The 21,223-nt window shown below is 67.9% G+C and carries 23 protein-coding genes; 7 read left to right on the top strand and 16 right to left on the bottom strand.

Annotated elements, in window-relative coordinates:
- Window positions 1–3: 3 nt before the first annotated feature.
- From HV766_RS05865 to HV766_RS05880, 4 genes are all read right to left on the bottom strand, one after another.
- The gene (locus tag HV766_RS05865; protein WP_119449244.1) at window positions 4–432 is read right to left on the bottom strand and encodes a universal stress protein; all 429 of its coding nucleotides are present in this window, start codon (window positions 430–432) and stop codon (window positions 4–6) included.
- 16 nt (window positions 433–448) lie between these two features.
- Window positions 449–874, bottom strand: coding sequence for a universal stress protein (locus HV766_RS05870; protein ID WP_054452244.1), 426 nt, complete (start codon window positions 872–874; stop codon window positions 449–451).
- A 141-nt stretch (window positions 875–1,015) separates the two neighbouring features.
- On the bottom strand, window positions 1,016–1,819 hold the full coding sequence (murI, locus tag HV766_RS05875; RefSeq protein WP_175180748.1) for a glutamate racemase: 804 nt from the start codon (window positions 1,817–1,819) through the stop codon (window positions 1,016–1,018).
- Window positions 1,820–1,866: 47 nt separating this feature from the next.
- On the bottom strand, window positions 1,867–2,787 hold the full coding sequence (locus HV766_RS05880) for a LysR family transcriptional regulator (RefSeq protein WP_119449246.1): 921 nt from the start codon (window positions 2,785–2,787) through the stop codon (window positions 1,867–1,869).
- 124 nt (window positions 2,788–2,911) lie between these two features.
- On the opposite strand from HV766_RS05880, the gene HV766_RS05885 reads away from it, so the two are divergent.
- The 3 genes from HV766_RS05885 to HV766_RS05895 are packed head-to-tail and all read left to right on the top strand — an operon-like array spanning window position 2,912 to window position 4,732.
- Complete coding sequence (locus HV766_RS05885) at window positions 2,912–3,490, top strand: chromate transporter (RefSeq protein ID WP_054452241.1); 579 nt, start codon at window positions 2,912–2,914, stop codon at window positions 3,488–3,490.
- Complete coding sequence (locus tag HV766_RS05890) at window positions 3,487–4,011, top strand: chromate transporter (RefSeq protein ID WP_054451587.1); 525 nt, start codon at window positions 3,487–3,489, stop codon at window positions 4,009–4,011. The genes HV766_RS05885 and HV766_RS05890 overlap by 4 nt, the downstream gene beginning before the upstream one ends.
- A 34-nt stretch (window positions 4,012–4,045) precedes the next feature.
- Entirely contained in the window at window positions 4,046–4,732 is a 687-nt protein-coding gene (locus tag HV766_RS05895) for a DUF1345 domain-containing protein (protein ID WP_125473546.1), read from the top strand.
- A 37-nt stretch (window positions 4,733–4,769) separates the two neighbouring features.
- Here HV766_RS05895 and HV766_RS05900 read toward each other — a convergent pair whose 3' ends face one another.
- The 7 genes from HV766_RS05900 to HV766_RS05930 form a co-directional block, all read right to left on the bottom strand.
- Window positions 4,770–5,888: a methyltransferase gene (locus HV766_RS05900; protein WP_175180749.1), complete on the bottom strand. Its 1,119-nt coding sequence runs from the start codon at window positions 5,886–5,888 to the stop codon at window positions 4,770–4,772.
- A 118-nt stretch (window positions 5,889–6,006) separates the two neighbouring features.
- Window positions 6,007–7,674: an OFA family MFS transporter gene (locus tag HV766_RS05905; protein WP_054451584.1), complete on the bottom strand. Its 1,668-nt coding sequence runs from the start codon at window positions 7,672–7,674 to the stop codon at window positions 6,007–6,009.
- Window positions 7,675–7,782: 108 nt separating this feature from the next.
- On the bottom strand, window positions 7,783–8,040 hold the full coding sequence (locus HV766_RS05910) for a formate dehydrogenase subunit delta (protein ID WP_054451583.1): 258 nt from the start codon (window positions 8,038–8,040) through the stop codon (window positions 7,783–7,785).
- An 18-nt stretch (window positions 8,041–8,058) separates the two neighbouring features.
- Window positions 8,059–8,880, bottom strand: a complete 822-nt coding sequence (gene fdhD, locus HV766_RS05915; protein ID WP_054451582.1) for a formate dehydrogenase accessory sulfurtransferase FdhD — start codon at window positions 8,878–8,880, stop codon at window positions 8,059–8,061.
- Between the two features lie 29 nt (window positions 8,881–8,909).
- Complete coding sequence (gene fdhF, locus HV766_RS05920; protein ID WP_054451581.1) at window positions 8,910–11,786, bottom strand: formate dehydrogenase subunit alpha; 2,877 nt, start codon at window positions 11,784–11,786, stop codon at window positions 8,910–8,912.
- Between the two features lie 13 nt (window positions 11,787–11,799).
- A complete protein-coding gene (locus HV766_RS05925) occupies window positions 11,800–13,371 on the bottom strand; it encodes a formate dehydrogenase beta subunit (RefSeq protein WP_175180750.1) in 1,572 nt (523 codons plus the stop codon).
- Complete coding sequence (locus HV766_RS05930) at window positions 13,368–13,925, bottom strand: formate dehydrogenase subunit gamma (RefSeq protein WP_054451579.1); 558 nt, start codon at window positions 13,923–13,925, stop codon at window positions 13,368–13,370. Before HV766_RS05930 ends, HV766_RS05925 begins: the two co-directional genes overlap by 4 nt.
- Window positions 13,926–14,065: 140 nt before the next feature.
- On the opposite strand from HV766_RS05930, the gene HV766_RS05935 reads away from it, so the two are divergent.
- Genes HV766_RS05935 through mobA form a run of 3 tightly spaced genes read left to right on the top strand, consistent with a single transcriptional unit; the run spans window position 14,066 to window position 16,882 of the window.
- Window positions 14,066–15,145: a substrate-binding domain-containing protein gene (locus tag HV766_RS05935; protein ID WP_054451578.1), complete on the top strand. Its 1,080-nt coding sequence runs from the start codon at window positions 14,066–14,068 to the stop codon at window positions 15,143–15,145.
- Between the two features lie 35 nt (window positions 15,146–15,180).
- The gene (gene moaA, locus HV766_RS05940) at window positions 15,181–16,275 is read left to right on the top strand and encodes a GTP 3',8-cyclase MoaA (protein ID WP_175180751.1); all 1,095 of its coding nucleotides are present in this window, start codon (window positions 15,181–15,183) and stop codon (window positions 16,273–16,275) included.
- Window positions 16,268–16,882, top strand: a complete 615-nt coding sequence (gene mobA, locus HV766_RS05945) for a molybdenum cofactor guanylyltransferase MobA (protein WP_302476935.1) — start codon at window positions 16,268–16,270, stop codon at window positions 16,880–16,882. The genes moaA and mobA overlap by 8 nt, the downstream gene beginning before the upstream one ends.
- Here the strand turns inward: mobA and HV766_RS05950 are convergent.
- Genes HV766_RS05950 through moaC form a run of 5 tightly spaced genes read right to left on the bottom strand, consistent with a single transcriptional unit; the run spans window position 16,867 to window position 19,804 of the window.
- Window positions 16,867–18,072 carry a molybdopterin molybdotransferase MoeA gene (locus HV766_RS05950; RefSeq protein ID WP_175180752.1) on the bottom strand — a complete coding sequence of 402 codons (1,206 nt, stop codon included), beginning with the start codon at window positions 18,070–18,072 and terminating at the stop codon, window positions 16,867–16,869. The genes mobA and HV766_RS05950 overlap by 16 nt on opposite strands.
- A 3-nt stretch (window positions 18,073–18,075) precedes the next feature.
- Window positions 18,076–18,597: a molybdenum cofactor biosynthesis protein B gene (gene moaB / locus HV766_RS05955; RefSeq protein WP_054451576.1), complete on the bottom strand. Its 522-nt coding sequence runs from the start codon at window positions 18,595–18,597 to the stop codon at window positions 18,076–18,078.
- Window positions 18,598–18,610: 13 nt separating this feature from the next.
- The gene (locus HV766_RS05960; protein WP_054451575.1) at window positions 18,611–19,078 is read right to left on the bottom strand and encodes a molybdenum cofactor biosynthesis protein MoaE; all 468 of its coding nucleotides are present in this window, start codon (window positions 19,076–19,078) and stop codon (window positions 18,611–18,613) included.
- 5 nt (window positions 19,079–19,083) lie between these two features.
- The gene (locus HV766_RS05965) at window positions 19,084–19,335 is read right to left on the bottom strand and encodes a MoaD/ThiS family protein (protein WP_054451574.1); all 252 of its coding nucleotides are present in this window, start codon (window positions 19,333–19,335) and stop codon (window positions 19,084–19,086) included.
- A complete protein-coding gene (gene moaC, locus HV766_RS05970; protein WP_042794830.1) occupies window positions 19,316–19,804 on the bottom strand; it encodes a cyclic pyranopterin monophosphate synthase MoaC in 489 nt (162 codons plus the stop codon). The genes HV766_RS05965 and moaC overlap by 20 nt, the downstream gene beginning before the upstream one ends.
- Before the next feature lie 171 nt (window positions 19,805–19,975).
- Here moaC and HV766_RS05975 point away from each other — a divergent pair.
- A partial coding sequence (locus HV766_RS05975; RefSeq protein ID WP_175180753.1) for an AsmA family protein occupies window positions 19,976–21,223 on the top strand: 1,248 nt, incomplete at its 3' end.

The raw sequence follows: 21,223 nt of genomic DNA on the forward strand, positions 1-21,223 counted from the left end.
GGTTCACTTGACCAGCGTCACCGGCGCTTCGGCCAGTTGCAGCACCTGATTGGCGACCGAGCCGATCAGGATGTTCGTCAGCGAGCCGTTGCCGCGCGTGCCCATGACGATGCGGGCGCAGCCGTGGTCCTGGGCGTAGCCGGCGATTTCCGTGGCCGCGTGGCCAAACGCCACGTGGCTGGTGTAGTCGGCGCCGGTCACGTCCAGCAGTTTGCGCGCCTCGTCCGCGGCCTCCTGGCCTTCGCGCAGGTAGAACTCGTCGATCATGTCCTGCGTGATCAGGCGTGACAGGCCCGCGCGGCCTTGCACGGGCGTCTGGACGTTGAGCAGATGGATGCGGGCGGCGCCGGCGCCTTGGGCGAGCTGGCGGGCGTACAGGACGGCGCGGTTGGCGTTGTCGGAGCCGTCGACAGGGACCAGGATGTTCAGCATGGATGCTCCTTGACGGTTACTTGACCAGGGTGACGGGCAACTCCGTCAGATGCAGGACGCGGGTCGCGACCGAACCCAGGAACCAGGACGACACCGAGCCCAACCCGCGGGAGCCCATGTAGATTTCGTCCGCGCCGGATTCGCCGGCTACGCGCACGATGGTCTCGGCGGCGGCGCCTATTTCGATGTGGGTCTGGAAGGGCACGCCGGCCTGGGTCAGCAGTTCGCTGGCGGCCTGCAGCGCGTTGCGGCCTTCTTCCTCGTGATAGGCGTCGATCTCGGCTTGCGACAGGCCGCGGCCGATCTTGCCGGCTTTCAGCGGGATCTGGACCGTGAGGAGCTCCACGCGTTCGATGGGGTCGTAGCTGCGGGCGTCGAGCAGGGCTTGGACCGCATGGACGGCGGGCTGCGAGCCGTCCACGGGGATCAGGATGCGTTTCATGAGCGTCTCCTTGTGCGCGCCGCGGGCGGCGTTGTAGTCCACTGTATCCGAATTATTCGCCGAATCGGACAGGCGCGTCATGCGCAGGATCAAACCGGGCGCAATCAGCGCGCGCCGCCGGGCGGCGGACTCGGCGCGGGATCAGCGCCAGCGCGGCTCCAGGACGTGCGCGGCCGGGGCCTGCCCGAGCAGCCGTGCGGCGAGAATGCTCAATGCCTCGGCCGAGCCGCTGGTCTCCAGGCGCAATCCGCCCGGACCGTCGGCGCGCAACAGGCCGCGTTCCTGCAACTGGTGGCGCAGCCGGCGCGCCACGGGCGCGCCCGTCTCCAGTAGCGGCACGTCGGCGCCAGCGGCCGCCTGGATCGCGTCGCGCAGGAAGGGAAAGTGGGTGCAGCCCAGCACCAGCACGTCGGCGCCGGCCTCGCGTAGCTCAGCCACGGGAGCGCGCACCGCGGCTTCGGCCTCGGGGCCGCTGAGCACGCCGTGCTCCACCAGCCGTACCCACTCGGGGCAGGGCCTGAACAGGATGCGGACTTCGGGCGCCTCGCGCCGGACCAGCGCGGCGAATTTGGGGCTGGCCAGAGTGCCGGTGGTGGCGAATACGCCGACCACGCCGCTCGTGGTCAGGTGCGCGGCGGGCTTGATGGCCGGCTCCACGCCGATGATGATCAGTTGCGGATGGCGCAGGCGCAGCTGGGCGATGGCGGCCGCGGTGGCGGTATTGCAGGCCACCACCATGGCCTTGGCCTGGCGCGACACGAAGTAATCGGCAATCGTGCTGGCGCGCTGCTCGACGTAGTCCTGCGTTTTTTCGCCATAGGGCACGTGGGCGGAGTCGGCCACGTACAGCAGGGATTCGTGGGGCAGGGCGTCGCGGATGGCGCGCAGCACGCTCAGCCCGCCGACGCCGGAGTCGTAGATGCCTATGGGTGAATCTGGGAACATGGCTGCAGTGCGGAGTGCGGGGTGCCGGGCAGTGTAGCGCTGCGCGCTCAGGCCGGCGATTCCTCGCGCTGCCGCCGCGCCTCGCCGATCAGCTTGCGGGCCGCGCCGGAGAGCGCTTCGTCGCGCCAGATCAGGTTCAGCGGCGCGCGCAGTTCCGCGGGCTGGGCCAGGTTGACGTAGACCACGCCTTCGATGTTCACGCGGCGCAGCGACGCCGGCACCAGCGACACGCCCAGGCCGGCGGCCACCAGGCTCAGGGTGGACAGCATGCGCGGCGCTTCCTGGGCCACGCGCGGGCTGAAACCGGCGGCGCCGCAGGCCGCAATGATGGCGTCGTACAGGCCTGGCCCGCTGTGGCGGCGGTAGAGGATCAGCGATTCGTCGGCCAGTTCCGACAGCGCGATGCGCTTGCGCGGCCGGCCCTTGACGGTTGGGTGGTCGGCGGGAAACGCGGCCAGCATGGGCTCTTCCAGCACGGTTTCCACCACCACGCCCGGGCCCAGGCCATAGGGACCGCGGATGAATGCCACGTCCACGCGGCCCGCGCCCACGGCCTCCATGAGTTCGCCGGTGCTGCTTTCCTCCAGCACCAGCCGCACATTGGGCGCCGTTTCGCGGAAGCGGCGGATGACGGACGGCACGAAGGGATGGAACGCCGCGGACCCGGTGAAGCCCACGGTCAGGCGCCCGGCCTCGCCCTGCGACACGCGCCGCACGCCTTCCACGGCCTGATCCACCAGGGCCACGATATTGCGCGCATCGTCCAGCAGCGCGCGGCCGCTTTCGGTCAGCTCCATGCCGCGCGGCAGGCGGTGGAACAGCGTCACGCCCAGTTCCTGCTCCAGCACGCGGATCTGCTGGCTGAGCGGCGGCTGGCGTATGCCCAGCCGCGCCGCGGCCTTGGTCAGATGGGATTCCTCGGCCACGGCCAGGAAGTAGCGCAACAGCCTCAAGTCTACAGATGCCATATTCAACCGATATGAATATATAGATAGTCATATATTAGACATTATCCAAGGCGAAGAGTAGGCTGCAATCTCGTTGTCCTTCCCTGGTTCCACTCCGCGCCGCTTCGGCGGCGCCGGCATGAAAATGATGAACGCAGCACCTTCCACCTCCGAGGCCGATCTGCGGCCTCCGCCCACGTGCGGGCAATTGTTCTATGGCTTCCTGATGCTCGGCCTGACGGCCTTCGGCGGCGCCTTGCCGCTGGCGCGCCGCATGGTCGTCGAAAAGCACCGCTGGCTCAGCGGCGCCGAGTTCACCGATCTGCTGGGCCTGTGCCAGTTCCTGCCCGGCGGCAACATCATCAACCTGTCGGTGGCGCTGGGCATGAAGTTCCGCGGGCCGCGCGGCGCGTTCGCGGCGCTGATGGGCCTGATCCTGGCGCCGTCCGCCATCGTGGTGCTGCTGGGCATGGTGTACGACCGCTTCCAGAACGATCCGCACATCCAGCACCTGTTTGCCGGTCTGGCGGCCGCGGCCGCGGGCCTGTTGATTTCCATGGCGGTGAAGATCGGGGTGCCGGTGGTGAAGCGCCGCGACTGGCTGGCCGGCGTGGTGGCCACGGCCTGCTTCATTGCCATCGCCGTGCTGCGCATTCCGCTGCTGCCCACCATGGCGGTGCTGACGCCGCTGAGCATCCTGATGGTCTGGAGGCAACGTCGATGATCCACACACTGATCGCCCTGGCCCTGATCTTTTCCGAACTGTCCGTGCTGGCGTTCGGCGGCGGCAACACCATCCTGCCCGAGATGCAGCGGCAGGTGGTGGACGTGCATGGCTGGATGACGGCGGCGGACTTTTCCGCGCTGTTCGCCCTGGGGCAGGCCGCCCCGGGTCCCAATTTGATGGTGGTCACGCTGGTGGGCTGGCATGTGGCGGGCGGCCTGGGCATGCTCGTCACCACCATCGCCAAGTTCGGCCCGTCGTCCATCATCACTGTGATCGCGCTGGGCCTGTGGGAACGCTTCAAGGACCGGCCCTGGCGCGGCGTCATCCAGGCGGGCATCTTCCCGATGACGGTGGGATTGGTGGCGGCCAGCGCGGCGCTCATCACCGAAGCCTCGGTGCATACCTGGCTGCTGGGCGCCATTACCGCTGTGGTGGCGCTGCTGGGCAGCTTCACCCGCATCCATCCGTTGTGGCTGCTGTTTGGCGGCGCGCTGGTCGGTTTGCTCGGCATCGGTTAGCGTTAGGGCTGCTCATACCAAAAGGAGCAGCCGCATGCCGCCGCTCAAGGATTTCGAGCCCGAGGACGACTCCGCCGCTGGCGCCGCCCTGCCGTTTTTCCATGCGCATCGTCGCCTGGTCGGATGCGCTGGTTTGCTGCTGGTGACGGCGGGCGGCCTGTATGCCCTGGGCGTGCCCTGGGTGCTGTCGCTGCTGCTGGGATTCGATGCGGGGGCGCTTGTGTTCCTGTTGATGACGGCGCGGGTGTTCGGCCGCACCAGCGCGGCGGCCATGCGCCAGCATGCGCAGCAGCAGGACGTGGGGCGCACCGGCGTGCTGTGGAGCAGCGTGGCGCTGTCCTGCATGGTGATGATGGCGTTGTGGGTCGAACTGCGGGGGGAAGGCGGCGCGGGCGACGTGCTTGCCATGTTGGCCGCCGCCGTCACCATCATCCTGTCATGGCTCTACATGAACATGATCTTCGCGCTGCACTACGCGCATGGCTATTACGGCCACCGCAACGCCATGCACAAAGGGCTGGATTTCCCGGGTACCGATGAACCCGACTACTGGGACTTCGCCTATTTCGCGCTGGTGCTGGGCATGACGTTCCAGGTGTCGGACGTGCAGATCGTGAACCGGCGAGTGCGCCGCACAGCCCTGACGCACAGCGTCATCGCCTTTTTCTTCAACGTCTTCATCATCGCCATCAGCGTGAACGTCGCGGCGGGGCGCGCCTGAAGCCGCGCCCCGGGGACTTGCGTCAGGCCGGGCCGCGTCAGGCTGCGCCCAGGCGCCACAAGGACGTGACTTCCTTCGAACGGGCGGCATGCAGCGGGTCGCTCGCGTCCTGCGCGCGGCCGTGCGTGGGACGGGTGTCGATGCGCTCGATCACGCGCAGGCCGGCCTGGCTGATCATGTCCAGCAGCGCTTCGCGGCTGCGCAGGCCCAGGTGTTCGGCCAGGTCCGACAGGATCAGCCAGCCCTCGCCATTGGGCGTCAGATGCGCCGCCAGCCCATTCAGGAAACCGCGCAGCATGCGGCTGTCAGGGTCGTAGACCGCATGCTCGACGGGCGAGCTGGGGCGGGCGGGCAGCCACGGCGGGTTGCACACGATCAGGGAGACCCGGCCTTCGGGGAACAGGTCCGTTTCTTCGACGTCGACCTGCTTGGACAGGCCCAGCCGCTCCAGGTTTTCGCGGGCGCAGGCCAGGGCGCGCGGATCGGTGTCGGTTGCGATGACACGCTTGCCGCCGCGGCGCGCAATCACGGCGGCCAGCACGCCCGTGCCGGTGCCGATGTCGAAGGCCACGCTGCCGCGCGGCATCGGGGTGCGCGCCACCAGGTCGACGTACTCGCCGCGCAGCGGCGAGAACACGCCGTAGTGCGGATGGATGCGGGCATTCAGGGCGGGAATTTCCACGCCCTTCTTGCGCCATTCGAAGGCGCCGATCAGGCCCAGCAGCTCGCGCAGCGACGCGACGTAGGGCTCCTTGGCGGGGCCATGGGCCTCTTCGCAGGCGAGCCGGGCGTCGGGCGCGCGGCGCAGCGGAATGCCGTGGCCGGCGTCGAACGGAATCAGCAGCATGCCCAGGATGCGGGCGCGCTGGGACTGGATCTGGCGGTGCTGGTTGAAGGCGTCCAGCAGGCTGTCCACGGGCTTGCGGGGCCGCTTGTCGACCCGCCGCGTGATGGCCTGCAGCAGTTGCCGCGCGTTCTGGAAGTCGCCGCGCCACAGCAGGCCGACACCTTCGCAGGCCTGGCGGTAGGCCATGTCGGCGGTCATGGTGTCGTCCGCCACCACTACGCGCTTGGGCGGCGCGGCGCCGGATTCGGAGCGCCAGCGGGCGGCGTGCGGGGTCTGGTTTTCTTCCCAGCGGATTTCAGGGACGGTCAACGTGTCGCTCCAGCAAGGCGGGGCGCGCGGGGCAGGGTGGTCATGGATAAAGCAAAAAAGAAGGGGCGCGGGCTGCCAATGTAGCAGCTTCGCGCCCCGTCGCGGCGTCCGCTTGGGCTCAGTGGAACAGCACCACCGCCTTCTGCAGCGTGATCCAGATGCCCCAGGCCAGGGGGATGCCGACGCAAGCCCAGGCAAACACCACCAGCGCCGCCGGCGTGCGGAACGCGGATGTTCCGACCCCGTGCGTTTCCGTGGCGACGGCGCGTTCGTGGGCCAGCGCCTTCTCGCGCGCCAGTTCCTCGTCATTCATGAAGTACTTGGGGTTCACGGGCCGGATCGCCAGGTTGCACAGAAAGCCCAGCACCAGCATCCCGGCCAGGATGTACATGGTGATGTCGTACACCTGGGCGCGCGGCACGCCGATGGACAGCTGGTATTCGCGGATGTAGTTCACCAGCACCGGTCCGAAGATGCCCGCCGCCGACCAGGCCGTCAGCAGCCGTCCATGGATGGCGCCGACCATCTGCGTGCCGAACAGGTCGGCCAGGTACGCCGGCACGGTGGAGAAGCCGCCGCCGTACATGGACAGGATGATGCAGAAGGCGGCCACGAACAGGGCCAGCGCGCCGATGTGCGCGGTCCAGGGGATGGCCGAATACAGCGCGAAGCCCAGCACGAAGAAGATGAAGTAGGTGGTCTTGCGGCCCAGCTTGTCGGACAGGCTGGCCCAGAAGAAGCGGCCGCCGATGTTGAACAGGCTGAGCAGGCCGGTGAAGCCGGCGGCGATGGCGGCGATGGCCGCCAACTGGCTCTTGTCCAGTTGCGAGTAGCCCAGTTCAGGCTGGTTGATCAGGCCGCCGCCGAACACTTCCTGCAGCAGCGGCGAGGCCATGCCCAGGATGCCGATGCCGGCCGTGACGTTCAGGCACAGCGCCCACCACACCAGCCAGAACTGCGGCACGCCCCAGACGCGCTGCACATGGACATGGCCCTTCGTGATCATGGCGTTGCCGGCATGCTTGGCCGGGGCGGTCCAGCCCTCGGGCTTCCAGCCGGTCGGCGGCACGCGGTAGCCCAGCGCACCCGACATCATGAAGACGAAGTACACCGCGGCCATGGTCAGGAAGGTCTGCCAGACGCCCGGCGATTCAGGCGTGGCGAAGTGGCGCATCAGCAGGTCGGCCAGCGGCGCGCCTATCATGGCGCCGCCGCCAAAGCCCATGATGGCCATGCCAGTGGCCATGCCGCGGCGGTCGGGGAACCACTTGATCAGCGTGCTCACGGGCGAGATGTAGCCCAGTCCCAGGCCGATGCCGCCGATGACGCCCGAGCCCAGCCACAGCATCCACATCTGGTGCAGGTACACGCCGATGGCCGAAATGACCAGGCCGCCACACCAGCACAGGGCCGACACCACGCCCGCCTTGCGCGGGCCCGCGCGTTCCAGCCAGCCGCCCCACAGCGCGGCCGAGCAGCCCAGCAGCACGAAGAACAGGGTGTACATCCACCCCATGGTCGAGATCTTCCAGTCGCAGTTGGTGGCGAACAGCTCGGCTGCGAGGCTCATGTCCGCGGGGCAGGCCAGCGGCTTGGCGCCGCCCACGACCTTGGACAACGGCAGCCAGAACACCGAGAAACCGTAGGCCATGCCGATGCACAGGTGGATGGCCAGGGCGGCCGGGGGAACCAGCCAGCGCGAGAAGCCCGGTCCGGCGATGGTGCGTTCCTTATCGAAAAAACCCGGCTTCGAACCGGGCAGGTCCAGCGTGGCAGTGCTTTGCATGTTGTCTCCTCTTTGGGGGCCGCTCGTTGGCGCGCGTGGTCCGGCATCCGGCCGGTCCCGCCGCCTTTTCTTGTGATTGTTCCTGCAGTCTTGCCTGCCGCCGACGCGTTACGCCACGCGGGCCAGCGGTGTGAGGCGCTGGCGGTTCTGGGTGACCGCTTCCAGCACCAGCGGGTGCAGTCGTTCCCCGCCGGCGTCGCCGTCGGGGTTTTGTTCGAGAAAGTTCAGGAGCTCATTGCGCATGCGCGGCTCCCAGAACTTGTGGATATGGTTGGCCACGCCCTCCAGGGCCTCGGGCCGGTCGGGCATGGCTTCGAAGAATTGGCCGATGCGGTTGGCCATGCGGATCAGGTTGCCGATTTCCATGCTTGCGTGAAGTCCGGTTCAGGAGATGATGCGTTGGGGGTGTGAGTACAGTGTGGCGTCGTCGCCGCGTAGAAAACCCAGCAGGCTGACGTTGGCTTCATCGGCCAGGCGGATGGCGAGCGCGGTGGGTGCGGAGACGGATGCCAGCACCGCGACGCCGGCGGCGGCGGTCTTCTGCACCATTTCGAAGCTGGCGCGGCTGGACACCACCACGATGCCGTCGCCAGCATGCATGGCCTGGCGTGCCAGTGCACCTATCAGTTTGTCCAGCGCGTTGTGGCGGCCCACGTCCTCGCGCACCAGCGCGACGGCGCCATCGGCGCCCGCCCAGCCGGCGGCGTGGGTGGCGCCCGTGATGTCGTGCAGCGCCTGGCGCGCCCGCATGTCGCGCATGGCGGCCAGCACGGCCTGGATGCGCACGGGCGAGCCGTTGGTGACGGGCGCGACAGGCCGCAGCACTTCGGGCAGCGTTTCCACGCCGCACAGGCCGCAGCCGGTGCGCCCGGCCATGGCGCGGCGGCGGGACTTCAGCCGCACTTCACAGGCAGTGGAAATTTCCAGCTGGACCACGATGCCGTCGCATTGCGGCAGCAGGTCGATGCCGCGCACGTCGCTGATGCCGTCGATGATGCCTTCGGACAGCGCGAAGCCGACCGCGAAGTCTTCCAGGTCGGCCGGCGTGGCCAGCATGGTGGCGTGGCTGATGCCGTTGAACTCCAGCGCCACCGGGGTTTCCTCGGCCACGGAGTCGGTTTCGACCTCGGGGACCAGGACACCGCCCCGCACGCGGGTGACCTGTACCTGCGTGCAATCGGGGCGGGAAGGCGGTGGCGTGGGCATGTCGGCGTCCTGGCGTTTCGGGCTGGCGGTTATTTCCCGGTCAGCGCCGCCTCGCTTTCTCGCGAACGCTCGCGCAGCAGCTTTTGCTGGATGTCCGCAAAGCGCGACCACTGGCGTTGCCACTCCGAAGGCTGCGACACGCGCGTGACCTGCACGGCCGTCACCTTGTACTCGGGGCAGTTGGTGGCCCAGTCGGAGCTGTCGGTGGTGACGACGTTGGCGCCGGACTCGGGAAAATGGAAGGTGGTGTATACCACGCCCGGCTGCACCCTGTCGGTCAGCGTGGCCCGCAACACGGTCTCGCCCGCGCGGCTCTGGATGCCGACCCAGTCGCCGTCCTTCACGCCGCGGTCCTCGGCGTCCTGCGGATGCAGTTCCAGCACGTCCTCGCCATGCCACATGACGTTGGGGGTGCGCCGGGTCTGCGCGCCCACGTTGTATTGCGACAGGATGCGGCCCGTGGTCAGCAGCAGCGGGAAGCGGCGCGTGCTGCGCTCGTCCGTGGGCACGTACTTCGTGATCATGAACTTGCCCTTGCCGCGCACGAACTCGTCGATGTGCATGATGGGCGTGCCATCGGGCGCTTCTTCGTTGCAGGGCCATTGCAGGCTGCCCTGCTTGTCCAGCTTTTCGTAGCTGACGCCGGTGAAAGTGGGCGTCAGGCGCGCGATCTCGTCCATGATCTCGCTGGGATGCTTGTAGTTCATGGGGTAGCCCAGCGCGTTGGACAGCGCCACCGTCACTTCCCAGTCGGACTTGCCGTTCTTGGGTTCCATGACCTTGCGCACGCGCGAGATGCGGCGCTCGGCGTTGGTGAAGGTGCCGTCCTTTTCGAGGAACGAGGAGCCGGGCAGGAACACGTGGGCGTACTTGGCCGTTTCGTTCAGGAACAGGTCCTGCACCACGATGCATTCCATGGCAGCGAGGGACGCCGCCACGTGCTGCGTGTTGGGATCCGACTGCACGATGTCTTCGCCCTGGCAATACAGGCCCTTGAACGAACCGCCCAGCGCAGCCTCGAACATGTTGGGGATGCGCAGGCCGGGTTCCGGCTGCAGGGTCACGCCCCAGTCCTGTTCGAACTGCGCGCGCACCGTGTTGTCGGAGATGTGGCGGTAGCCCGGCAGCTCATGCGGGAACGAGCCCATGTCGCACGAACCCTGCACGTTGTTCTGCCCGCGCAGCGGATTCACGCCCACGCCTTCGCGGCCGATGTTGCCGGTGGCCATGGCCAGGTTGGCGATGGCCATGACGGTGGTGGAGCCCTGGCTGTGTTCGGTCACGCCCAGGCCGTAGTAGATCGAGCCGTTGCCGCCGGTGGCGTACAGGCGCGCCGCGCCGCGCACCGCCTGCGCCGGCACGCCGGTGATCTCTTCCATGGCTTCCGGCGAATTCTCTGGCAGCGAGACGAAGTCGCGCCATTCCTTGAAGGCCTTGGCTTCGCAGCGCTCGGCCACGAAGTCCTCGGCGATCAGGTTTTCGGTGGCGATCACGTGGGCCAACGAGGACAGCAGGGCGGTGTTGGTGCCGGGGCGCACCTGCAGGTGGAAGTCGGCCTTGATGTGCGGCGAACTGACCAGTTCGATGCGGCGCGGATCGATCACGATCAGGCGCGCGCCCTGGCGCAGGCGGCGCTTCAGGCGCGAGGCGAACACCGGATGTCCGCTGCTGGGGTTGGCGCCCATCACGATGACCACGTCGGTGTGCATGACGGAATCGAAGGTCTGGGTGCCGGCGGATTCGCCCAGCGTCTGCTTCAGGCCGTAGCCCGTGGGCGAGTGGCAGACCCGCGCGCAGGTGTCGACGTTGTTGGTGCCGAAGGCGGCGCGTACCAGCTTTTGCACCAGCCAGGTTTCTTCGTTGGTGCAGCGCGAGGAGGTGATGCCGCCGACCGCATCGCGGCCGTACTGGCCCTGGATGCGGCGGAATTCGGAGGCCGCATAGTTGATCGCCTCGTCCCAGGACACTTCCTTCCAGGAGTCGGTGATGTGCTTGCGGATCATGGGCTTGAGCACGCGTTCCTTGTGCGTGGCATAGCCCCAGGCGAAGCGGCCCTTGACGCAGGAATGGCCGCGGTTGGCCTGGCCGTCCTTCCAGGGCACCATGCGCACCACTTCCTGGCCCTTCATCTCGGCCTTGAAGCCGCAGCCCACGCCGCAGTAGGCGCAGGTGGTCACGACCGAGTGTTCGGCCTGGCCCATCATGATGACGGTCTTTTCCTGCAGGGTGGAGGTCGGACAGGCTTGCACGCAGGCGCCGCAGGACACGCATTCACTGTCCAGGAAGGGCTGGTCCTGCCCCGGCGACACGCGCGACTCGAAGCCCTTGCCGGAGATCGTCAGGGCGAACGTGCCCTGGGTTTCCTCGCAGGCGCGCACGCAGCGGTTGCAGACGATGCACTTGGACGCGTCATAGGTGAAGTACGGATTGGATTCGTCCTTTTCGCTCTTCAGGTGGTTGGCGCCGTCGTAGCCGTAGCGCACGTTGCGCAGGCCCACCACGCCGGCCATGTCCTGCAGTTCGCAGTCGCCGTTGGCCGGGCAGGTCAGGCAGTCCAGCGGGTGGTCGGAGATGTACAGCTCCATCACGCCGCGGCGCAGGTCGTGCAGCTTGGGGGTTTCGGTGTAGACCACCATGCCGTTCTCGGCGGGGGTGGTGCACGACGCCGGATAGCCGCGGCGGCCTTCGATCTGCACCAGGCACAGCCGGCACGAGCCGAAGGGCTCCAGGCTGTCGGTCGCGCACAGCTTGGGAATGTTGATGCCGGCCTCGGCGGCCGCGCGCATCAGCGAGGTGCCTTCGGGTACCGTGATTTCCTGGCCGTCTATGGTCAGGGTGACGGTTACGGCGGACTCGCGCGCCGGCGTGCCCAGGTCGCGATCGCGCTTGATGACGGTTTCTAGCATGTCGGTCTCGGGTTCAGGCCGCGTGCGCGGCAGACTGGGAGGACTCGATGCCGAAGTCCTGCGGGAAGTGGTTCAGCGCCGACAGCACCGGGTAGGGCGCCATGCCCCCCAGGGCGCACAGCGAGCCGCCCAGCATCGTGTCGCACAGGTCGCGCAGCAGATGCACCTGCTGCTCGCGGCCGGGGCCGCCCGCGACGATCTTGTCTATGGTTTCCACGCCGCGGGTGGAGCCGATGCGGCAGGGCGTGCATTTGCCGCAGGATTCGATGGCGCAGAACTCCATCGCATAGCGCGCCATGCGCGCCATGTCGACGGTGTCGTCGAAGGCCACCAAGCCGCCATGGCCGACCATGGCGGATATCTGGATATAGGCCTCGTAGTCCAGCGGCACGTCCCATTGCGATTCCGGCAGGTAGGCGCCCAGCGGGCCGCCCACCTGCACCGCGCGCAGCGGCCGGCCGGAGGCGCTGCCGCCGCCGAAACCGTACAGCAGGTCGCGCAAGCTCAGGCCGAAGGCCTTTTCGACCAGGCCGCCGTGCTTGAGGTTGCCGGCCAGCTGGAACGGCAGCGTGCCGTGCGAGCGGCCCACGCCGTAGTCGCGGTAATAGGCCGCGCCCTTGGCCAGGATGATGGGTACGGTGGCCAGAGAAATCACGTTGTTGATAACCGTGGGCTTGCCGAACAGGCCGGAGATCGCCGGCAGCGGCGGCTTGGCGCGGACCACGCCGCGCTTGCCCTCGATGCTTTCCAGCAGCGAGGTTTCCTCGCCGCAGATGTAGGCGCCCGCGCCCTTGCGCACTTCCATGTCGAAGCGGCGGCCGCTGCCGTGCACGTCATCGCCCAGCCAGCCCACGCTGCGCGCCCGCGCGATGGCGGCTTCCAGCGTGTCGATCGCTTGCGGATATTCCGAACGCACGTAGATGTAGCCGTAGGTGGCGCCCACCGCCAGGCCGGCGATGGTCATGCCTTCGATCAGCACATAGGGGTCGCCTTCCATCAGCAGGCGGTCGGCGAAGGTGCCGGAGTCGCCTTCGTCGGCGTTGCAGACGATGTACTTCTGGTCGCCGGGGGTGCCTGCGACCGTCTTCCATTTGATGCCGGTCGGAAACGCCGCGCCGCCGCGGCCGCGCAGGCCCGAAGCCACCATTTCGTCGACGATCTGCCCGGGCTCCATGGCCAGGGCGCGTTGCAGGCCCTGCAGGCCGCCATGGGCGGCGTAGTCCTGCAGGGACAGCGGATCGGTCACGCCGACGCGGGCGAAGGTCAGGCGTTCCTGGTGCTTCAGGTAGGGGATTTCTTCGGTCAGGCCCAGGCGCAGCGGGTGCTCGCCGCCGCTCAGCCAGCCGGCGTCGAACAGCGTGGCGACGTCCTCGGGCTGCACCGGCCCGTAGGCGATGCGGCCTTGCGGGGTAGTGATTTCGACCATGGGTTCCAGCCACAGCAGGCCGCGCGAGCCGTTGCGCACGATCTGCACGGACAGACCGCGGGCGTCGGCGGCGCGTTCGATGTCGCGCGCCACCGTGTCGGCGTCCATGGCCAGCGCCGCGGCGTCGCGCGGCACGTAGATGACAATGGGGGAGCTCATGATTGCGCCTCCCGCGTGCGGGCCAGCAGTCGGTCGAGCTTTTCCGGCGTGACGCGGGCATGGGGCCGCCCGTCGATCATCACCGCCGGCGACTGGGCGCACAGGCCCAGGCAGTACACCGGTTCCAGGGTGAAATCGCCGTTCTTGCTGTTGGCGTGGAAATCACAGCCCAGCGCCGTGCGCGCATGGGCGGCGAGATGTTCGCCGCCCATGGCCTGACAGGCTTCGGCGCGACAGACCTCCAGGGTGTGGCGCGCCGCGGGTTCGCTGCGGAAATGGGGATAGAAGGTGATGACGCCGTGGACCTCGGCGCGGGACAGGTTCAGGGCCTCGGCGATGGTCTGCACCGCCGCGGCCGGAATACAGCCCAGTTCATGCTGGACCGCGTGCAGCACGGGCAGCAGCGGGCCGGGCTGGTCCTTCAGCCGGGCGAGTATGCGGGCGGTGGCCGCGATGGCCGGGGTGTGGGACGCCTGGGCCGCGTCCAGGGCCATCTGGCCGCCGCGGGCGCCGCCGCTGGACGCCAGATCGGATGTTGCCTCGCGCTGATGCACGTCGGTCTCCTCCTGTGTTGCTGTTGTGCCGGGCTGGGTGTTGTTCGGTTTTATATGTTTTAAAAAACATATAAAACTCCCTCCAGCCGCGTTATTTGTGTACTCTAACGGGGTAATTCACCGTCTTCAATAAGAAATAAATGACATATAAGTTCCGTATCGGCCTGCGGCCGCAATGGACCCTGGGCGGAGACGACGACCCGGCACCCGTGCCATTGCAGGATATGCTGGCGCTGCTGTCCGCGATCGATGCCACTGGCAATATTGCCGGGGCCTGTCGCGCCTGTGGCCTGTCGTACCGGCATGCCTGGGGCGTGCTGCGCCGTTTCGAGGCAATCTTCGGCACGCAGTTGCTCATCACCAACCGCCGCCAGGGCACGCAGCTGGCGCCGTTCGCGCAGCGCCTGTTGTGGGCCAACCGCCGCATCGAGGCGCGCCTGATGCCCACGCTGGACAGCATGGCCTCGGAACTGCAGGAAGAACTGGAGCGCCTGCTGCCCGAGAGCGGCCCGCATCTGCGGCTGCATGCCAGCCACGGCTTCGCGGTGGAGTCGCTGATGCAGCACATGGGCAACCGCAAGCCGGGCCTGGAGTTGCGCTACCGCACCGCCATCGAGGCGCTGGCCTCGCTGGAGCGTCGCGAGTGCGACCTGGCGGGCTTCCAGGTGCCGCTGGGCGATTTCGAAGCGCCCATCATGGAGCGCTACGCCCAATGGCTGCATGCTGACGAGTACATGCTGATCCACCTGGCGGTGCGCAATGCGGGCCTGTTCGTCACCGCCGGCAACCCCAAGCACATACGCGGCATGGCTGACCTGGCGCGGCCCGACGTACGTTTCGTCAACCGTCAGATCGGCTCCAGCACGCGTTATCTGGTGGGCCTGATGCTGCAGCGGGCGGGGGTCTCGATCAGCGAGGTCCAGGGCTACGAAACCAACGAGTTCACCCATATGGCCATTGCCGCGCACATCGCCAGCGGCATGGCCGACACGGGCGTAGGGGTGGAAACGGCCGCCTGCCGCTTCGGGCTGGACTTCATCCCGCTGGTGCGGGAACGCTATTTCTTCGCCATCCGCAAGGCCTCGCTGGAGACGCCGGCCATGCGCGACCTGCTGTCCATCATGCGCAGCCCGGACTACGTCGGCTACGTCGGCCAGCTGGCGGGCTACGACGCCCGCGACACCGGCAGGCTGCAGTCGCTGCAGGAGGCCTTTCCATGAGCGCGAAACGCGATGCGCCGGGATATGATGCTCCCATGAGCAAAGTGATCTTTCTTGCCGATCGCCGCAGCGGCCCGCTGGCGCCCGGCGAACTGCCGCCGCACGGACAGCCCGCGCTGGACCTGCGCGCGCGTCCCTTGCGCGACCTGCGGATTTCGGTCACGGACCGCTGCAACTTCCGCTGCACCTACTGCATGCCGCGCGAAGTCTTCGACAGCAGCTACACCTTCATGCCGCATTCGGCGCTGCTGTCGTTCGAGGAAATCAGCCGCCTGGCGGGCATCTTCACGCAATTGGGCGTGGAGAAGATCCGCCTGACGGGCGGCGAGCCGCTGCTGCGCAAGCATATCGAGAACCTGGTGGGCCAGTTGGCCGACCTGCGCACGCCCGCCGGCCGCCCGCTGGACCTGACCCTGACCACCAACGGCAGCATGCTGGCGCGCAAGGCCGAGGCGCTCAAGAGCGCCGGGCTCACGCGTGTCACCGTCAGCCTGGATGCGTTGGACCCGGCCATGTTCCAGGGCATGAGCGACAGCGGCTTCACGCCCGACGACGTGCTGCGCGGCGTCGACGCCGCGGCCGAGGCCGGGCTTGCGCCGGTCAAGGTCAACATGGTGGTGCGGCGCGGCCTGAACGACGGGCAGATCCTGCCCATGGCCGAACGCTTCCGCCATTCAGGCCACATCCTGCGCTTCATCGAATACATGGACGTGGGCAATACCAACGGCTGGAATCTTGCCGAGGTGGTGCCCAGCCAGGAAGTGCTGGACCGCATCGGCGCGGCCTATCCGCTGGAACCCGTGGCCAGCGGCGAAATGGGCCGCGTGGCCGAACGCTGGCGCTACCTGGACGGCGGTGGCGAGATCGGCGTCATCTCCAGCGTCACGCACGCCTTCTGCGGCGGCTGTACGCGCGCGCGCCTGTCGCCGGAAGGCAAGCTCTTCCTGTGCCTGTTTGCGCACGATGGCTACGACCTGCGCGCGCCGCTGCGCGACGGCGCCAGCGACGCCGAACTCGCCGGCATCATCGCGGGCATCTGGGCGGGGCGCAACGACCATTATTCCGAGCTGCGCGGCCGCAACATGGCTGATCCCGCGCGCAAGATCGAGATGAGCTACATCGGTGGCTGAAGCGTTTGCCAGCAGGGGCATCGCCGGCCTGATCCTCGCGGGCGGCCAGGGCGCGCGCATGAACGGACAGGACAAGGGCCTGGTCGTGTTGCGCGGCGAGCCCATGGTGGCGCACGTGGCGCGCCGCCTGGCGCCGCAGGTGTCGCGCCTCGTCATCAGCGCCAATCGTCACCTGGATCTCTATGCCCGCTACGGCGCCGTCGTGCAGGACGGCGAAGCCGATCTGGGCGCCTGGCAAGGGCCGCTGCTGGGCATTGCCGCGGGCCTGGAGGCCGCACGCCAGGAGGCCTGGCTGGTGGTGGCGCCTTGCGATACGCCGTTCCTGCCCAAGGATCTGGCAGCGCGCCTGGTGCGCGCGGCCGAGTTCGCCAATGCGCCCATGGCCTATGCGGTGGCGGACGGACAGCGCCATTCGGCCTGCATGGCCTTGCGCACGTCGCTATTGCCCGATCTGCTGGCGTACCTGCGGGCCGGGGACCGCAAAGTAGGGCTGTGGCAGGCGAGGATGGGCGCGGTCGAAGCCTGCTTCGACGACGCGCCCGATGCCTTCATGAACGTCAACACGCCAGATGAGCTGGCGCGGGCCGAGCGCTACGCCAGCCAGTGACGCAGGTCGTAGTAGGCGACCCGGTCCTTGTCCTGCACTTGCACGTCGGCCGGCAGTCGGGCCAAGCCCGTCGCCCAGGGCAGCGAGCTGATCACCCCGGAACCCTGATGGCCGTAGGGCACCAGTTCGGCGCTGCCGTCGTCGGCCAGACGGCGCTGCACGCGCAGGAATTCCTCGCGGCTGTCCTGGCGCGGATGCTCGGTGCGCAGCGGCAGCAGGCTGGTCGGCGGGAACAAGGTTTCGCGGCCCTGCATGCGGCGCATCAGCGGCGTCACCAGCAGGGTGAACACGGCGTAGGCCGACACCGGGTTGCCGGGCAGGCCGACCACGGGCTTGCCGTCGATCTGCGCCAGCGCCACCGGCTTGCCCGGCTTCATGCGCACCTTCCATAGCGCCAGTTCGCCGCCCAGCGAGGCCAGCGCGGGCTTGACCAGATCGCGTTCGCCCACCGACACGCCGCCCACGCTCACCACCAGGTCGCAATCGGCCAGCAGCGTCTTGAATGCGGCGTGCAGGTCGGTCTCGGTGTCGCGGGCGTGCAGCACGTGCACGGGCAGGGCGCCCATGCCGCGCGCCAGGGCGGCCAGCATGGGGCCGTTGGAGTTGTAGATCTGCTCGGCCGCGCGCGGCTGGCCGGGCAGCACCAGCTCGTCGCCGGTGGTCAGGATGCCCACCCGCAACTGGCCGAAGACCTGCACGCGGGCCAGGCCTTGCGAAGCCATCAGCGCCACGTGGGCGGCTTCAAGTACGGTGCCCGCGGCCAGCAGCGGCGCGCCGGCCATGGTGTCTTCGCCGCGGCGGCGGATGTGCTGGCCGGCCTTGGGCGCACGCGAGATTTCCACCTGGCCGTCGGCTTCGGTGGTGTCTTCCTGCATGACGACCGTATCCGCGCCTTCGGGAATCAGGCTGCCGGTGAACAGGCGGATGGCGTGGCCAGGCTTGAGCGGTTCCGGCATTTCCCCCGCGTAGCAGCGCTGCTGGATGGGCAGGCGCACGCCGGCGCCCCAGTCGGCCACGCGCAGCGCATAGCCGTCCATGGCGCTGTTGTCGGCAGGCGGTATGTCCACGGTGGCGGTGAGATCGGCGGCCAGCACGCGGCCGGCGGCATCGGCCAGGCTCACCTCTTCGCTGCGTTGCAGCGGCCCCGCGGCGTTGGCCAGCAGGGTCTGGGCTTGATCAAAATCCAGCATGGGTCAGTTGTCTTCTTCGCGTTGCTTGAAATGGGTGGCGAAATTGCAGGGACGGTGACTGCTGTCCAGCTGCTCGCGGATGATCTGCGCCCAGGCGGTTTCGCAGGCGTTGTTCGAGCCGGGCAGGCAGAAGATCAGCGTCTGGTTGGCCGAGCCGGCAAAGGCGCGCGACTGGATGGTGGAGCTGCCGATCTCGGTATAGGAGATCTGGCGGAACAGCTCGCCGAAGCCGGGAATCTCGCGGTCCAGCAGGGGCATGATGGCCTCGGGCGTATGGTCGCGATGCGAGAAGCCCGTGCCGCCCGTGGTCAGGATCACCTGCACCTCGGGATCGGCGATCCAGTCGCTCATGATGCGGCGGATCTGATAGATGTCGTCCTTGACGATGTCGCGGCGCACGCACTGATGGCCGGCATGCGCGAGGCTATGGGCCAGCAGATTGCCGGAGGTGTCGTCGCCCGCGCTGCGGGTGTCGCTGACCGTAAGCACGGCGCAGGCCAGCGAAACAAGGCTTTCGTCGCTCATGGATTTTCCTCTTCTAGGCGGTGGTGTCTTCATCCCAGGACTGCGTGCGGTCCTGGTCGGATTGGCGTTGCTCCACCCAGAAGCTGCTGCCGCCCGCGAGGGTTTCGCGCTTCCAGAAGGGCGCGCGCGTCTTGAGCGCGTCGATGATGTATTCGCAGCCGCGGAAGGCGTCGCCGCGATGGGCGCTGGCCGCCGCGACGAAGACGATCTGGGCATTGCGGTGCAGCGCGCCCACCCGGTGCACGATGACCGTGCCGGCCAGGTTCCAGCGCGCGCGGGCGGTCGCGGCGATCTCTTCCAGTTCACGTTCGCACATGCCTGGGTAGTGTTCGAGAAAGAGCGTGTCGGTGGGCGTGTCGGGCGCGTAGTCGCGCACATAGCCCACGAACGTGACGATGCCGCCCACGCCCGGGCCGGCGCTCTCCCGCAGCGCGGCCGTGAGCGCGGCGCCGTCGAAGTCGGCTTCCTGGACGCTGATCATGGCGTTCAACCTCCGGTGACGGGTTCGAATACCGCGACCTCGTCGCCCGCGCGGATGGGCGCGGACGGCTTGGAGTGGGTCTGGTTGATGGCCAGCTTCAGGCGCGCGGAGGGCGCCAGCTGGGGGTAGCGTTCGCCCAGCGCGGCAAGCAACTGCGCGCCGGTGGACTCGCCTTCCAGTGGCCAGGCTTCGGAGCGCTTGCCGACCAGTTCGGCCACGCGCGCGAAGTAGAGAAGATTAATCGTTGCGCCATTCACCGCTTTTTCCTCCTGCCTTGTACTTAAGGCGAACTTGCTCGATGACGATGCCCTTGTCGGCAGCCTTGCACATGTCGTAGATGGTCAGCGCGGCGACGCTGCAGGCCATCATGGCTTCCATTTCCACGCCGGTCTTGTAGCTGGTGCGGCAGGTGGCCAGCACGTCGATGCGGTGTTCGGCGTCGTCCAGCGCGAACTCGACGCCGACGAAGGCCAGCGGCAGGCTGTGGCACAGCGGGATGGTGTCGGCGCAGCGCTTGGCGGCCAGGATGGCGGCGACGCGGGCGGTGTTGAGGACTTCGCCTTTGCCCTGGCCCGGCTGGGTCAGCAGGCCATAGGCGACGGCGTTCATGCGCACGCTGGCGGTGGCGATCGCCACGCGCTCGGTGTCGGTCTTGGCGATGACGTCGACCATGCGGACCTGCCCGGCTTCATCCAGGTGGCTCAAGGTTGGGGTGGGCGTGGACATGGGAATCGGGAGCGATAATTGTTAATGATTGAAAAGGGCGGTCCCGGCTGGCCGGATCGGCCCATCGATACGCCTATGATAGACGAGCGGTGCAGGGGGCGCGATAATCGCGCCTGTAGTCATTAGAAGGACGGAAACGCTCGCCCTTCAATTCGTATCAGGAGACGCGCAATGCCCTTGCGGATGCCCAAGCTTCGGTTAACCCGCCGGGTCGGCAAGATTCTTCTGGGTATTGCGGCATTCGTACTGATCCTTTTCGGGGTTGCCGCGTGGCAAGTCCCCAAAGTGCTGCACAACGTCCTGGTGCAGGACGTCTCCAAGATGATCGGGCGGGACGTCTCCGTCGGCGACATCAGCTTCAATCCCTTCACGCTGACCGTCCGCGCGCGCGACCTGGCCGTGGCCCAGCCCGATTCGCAGACGCCGCTCTTGACGCTGGCCGAGCTGGACGTCAGCGCGGCCTGGACTTCCCTGTTCTGGTTTGCGCCGGTCGTCGATCGAATGACGCTGCGCGAGCCTAACATCGCCATCGTCCGCGAGGACGTCACGCGCTTCAATTTCTCTGATATTCAGCAACGAGTGGCCGAATTGACGGCCGCCCAGCCCGAAGAACCGCCCAAGCCGGACGAAGGGCTGCCGCGCTTCTCGCTGAACAATATGGTGATCGAGAATGGCACGATCACGCTGGATGACAAGGTCACCGGCCGCAAGCAGGTGGTCGACGAGCTGGGCGTGGGCGTGCCGTTCATCTCCACGTTCGGCTACGCCACCGACATCGATGTGCAGCCGCGCGTGCATCTGCGCATCAACGGCAGCCCCTTTGATCTGAACGGCGTGGCGCGCCCCTTCGACAAGGTGCCCTCGTCCACGCTGCGCGTGGCCTTCAACGGGCTGCAACTGGAAAAGTGGGCGGACGTCTGGCCCATGCCGCTGCCGTTCAAGGTGGAAAGCGCGCTGCTGGATTCCAACCTGCAAGTGGTGTTCGAGCAGCCCAAGGACGCGCCGCCCAAGATCCGCGTGGTCGGAGACCTTGGCCTGCGGCGGCTGGACCTGCGCGACACCGCTGGCGCAAATCTCGTCGCCTGGAGCGCGCTGACGGTCACCCGCCTGGAACTGGAGCCCATTGCGCGCCACGCCTATGTGGGCGAGGTGGGCCTGTGGGCGCCGCAGATCCATGTGCGCCGCTACGCCAATGCCAACCTGAACTGGCTGGACGTGGTCGCCGGGTTGAAACGATTGGGCGGCGTGGAGCCGACCGCCACGCCGGTGGCCGACAAGCTGCGCAAGGCCAGCGGCCTGGACCCGGCCAAGGCGGGTGGCAAAGCCGGTCCCGCCGCGGCCCCGGCCCAGCCCCAGGCCCAGGGCGCGCCGGCCGCAGCGGGCGCAACCTCGGACCCCTCCGCCAAGGGCGCTGCGCCT

Origin of the sequence: Achromobacter aegrifaciens, from assembly GCF_902859735.1 — a bacterium.
GTDB lineage: Bacteria > Pseudomonadota > Gammaproteobacteria > Burkholderiales > Burkholderiaceae_B > Achromobacter > Achromobacter aegrifaciens.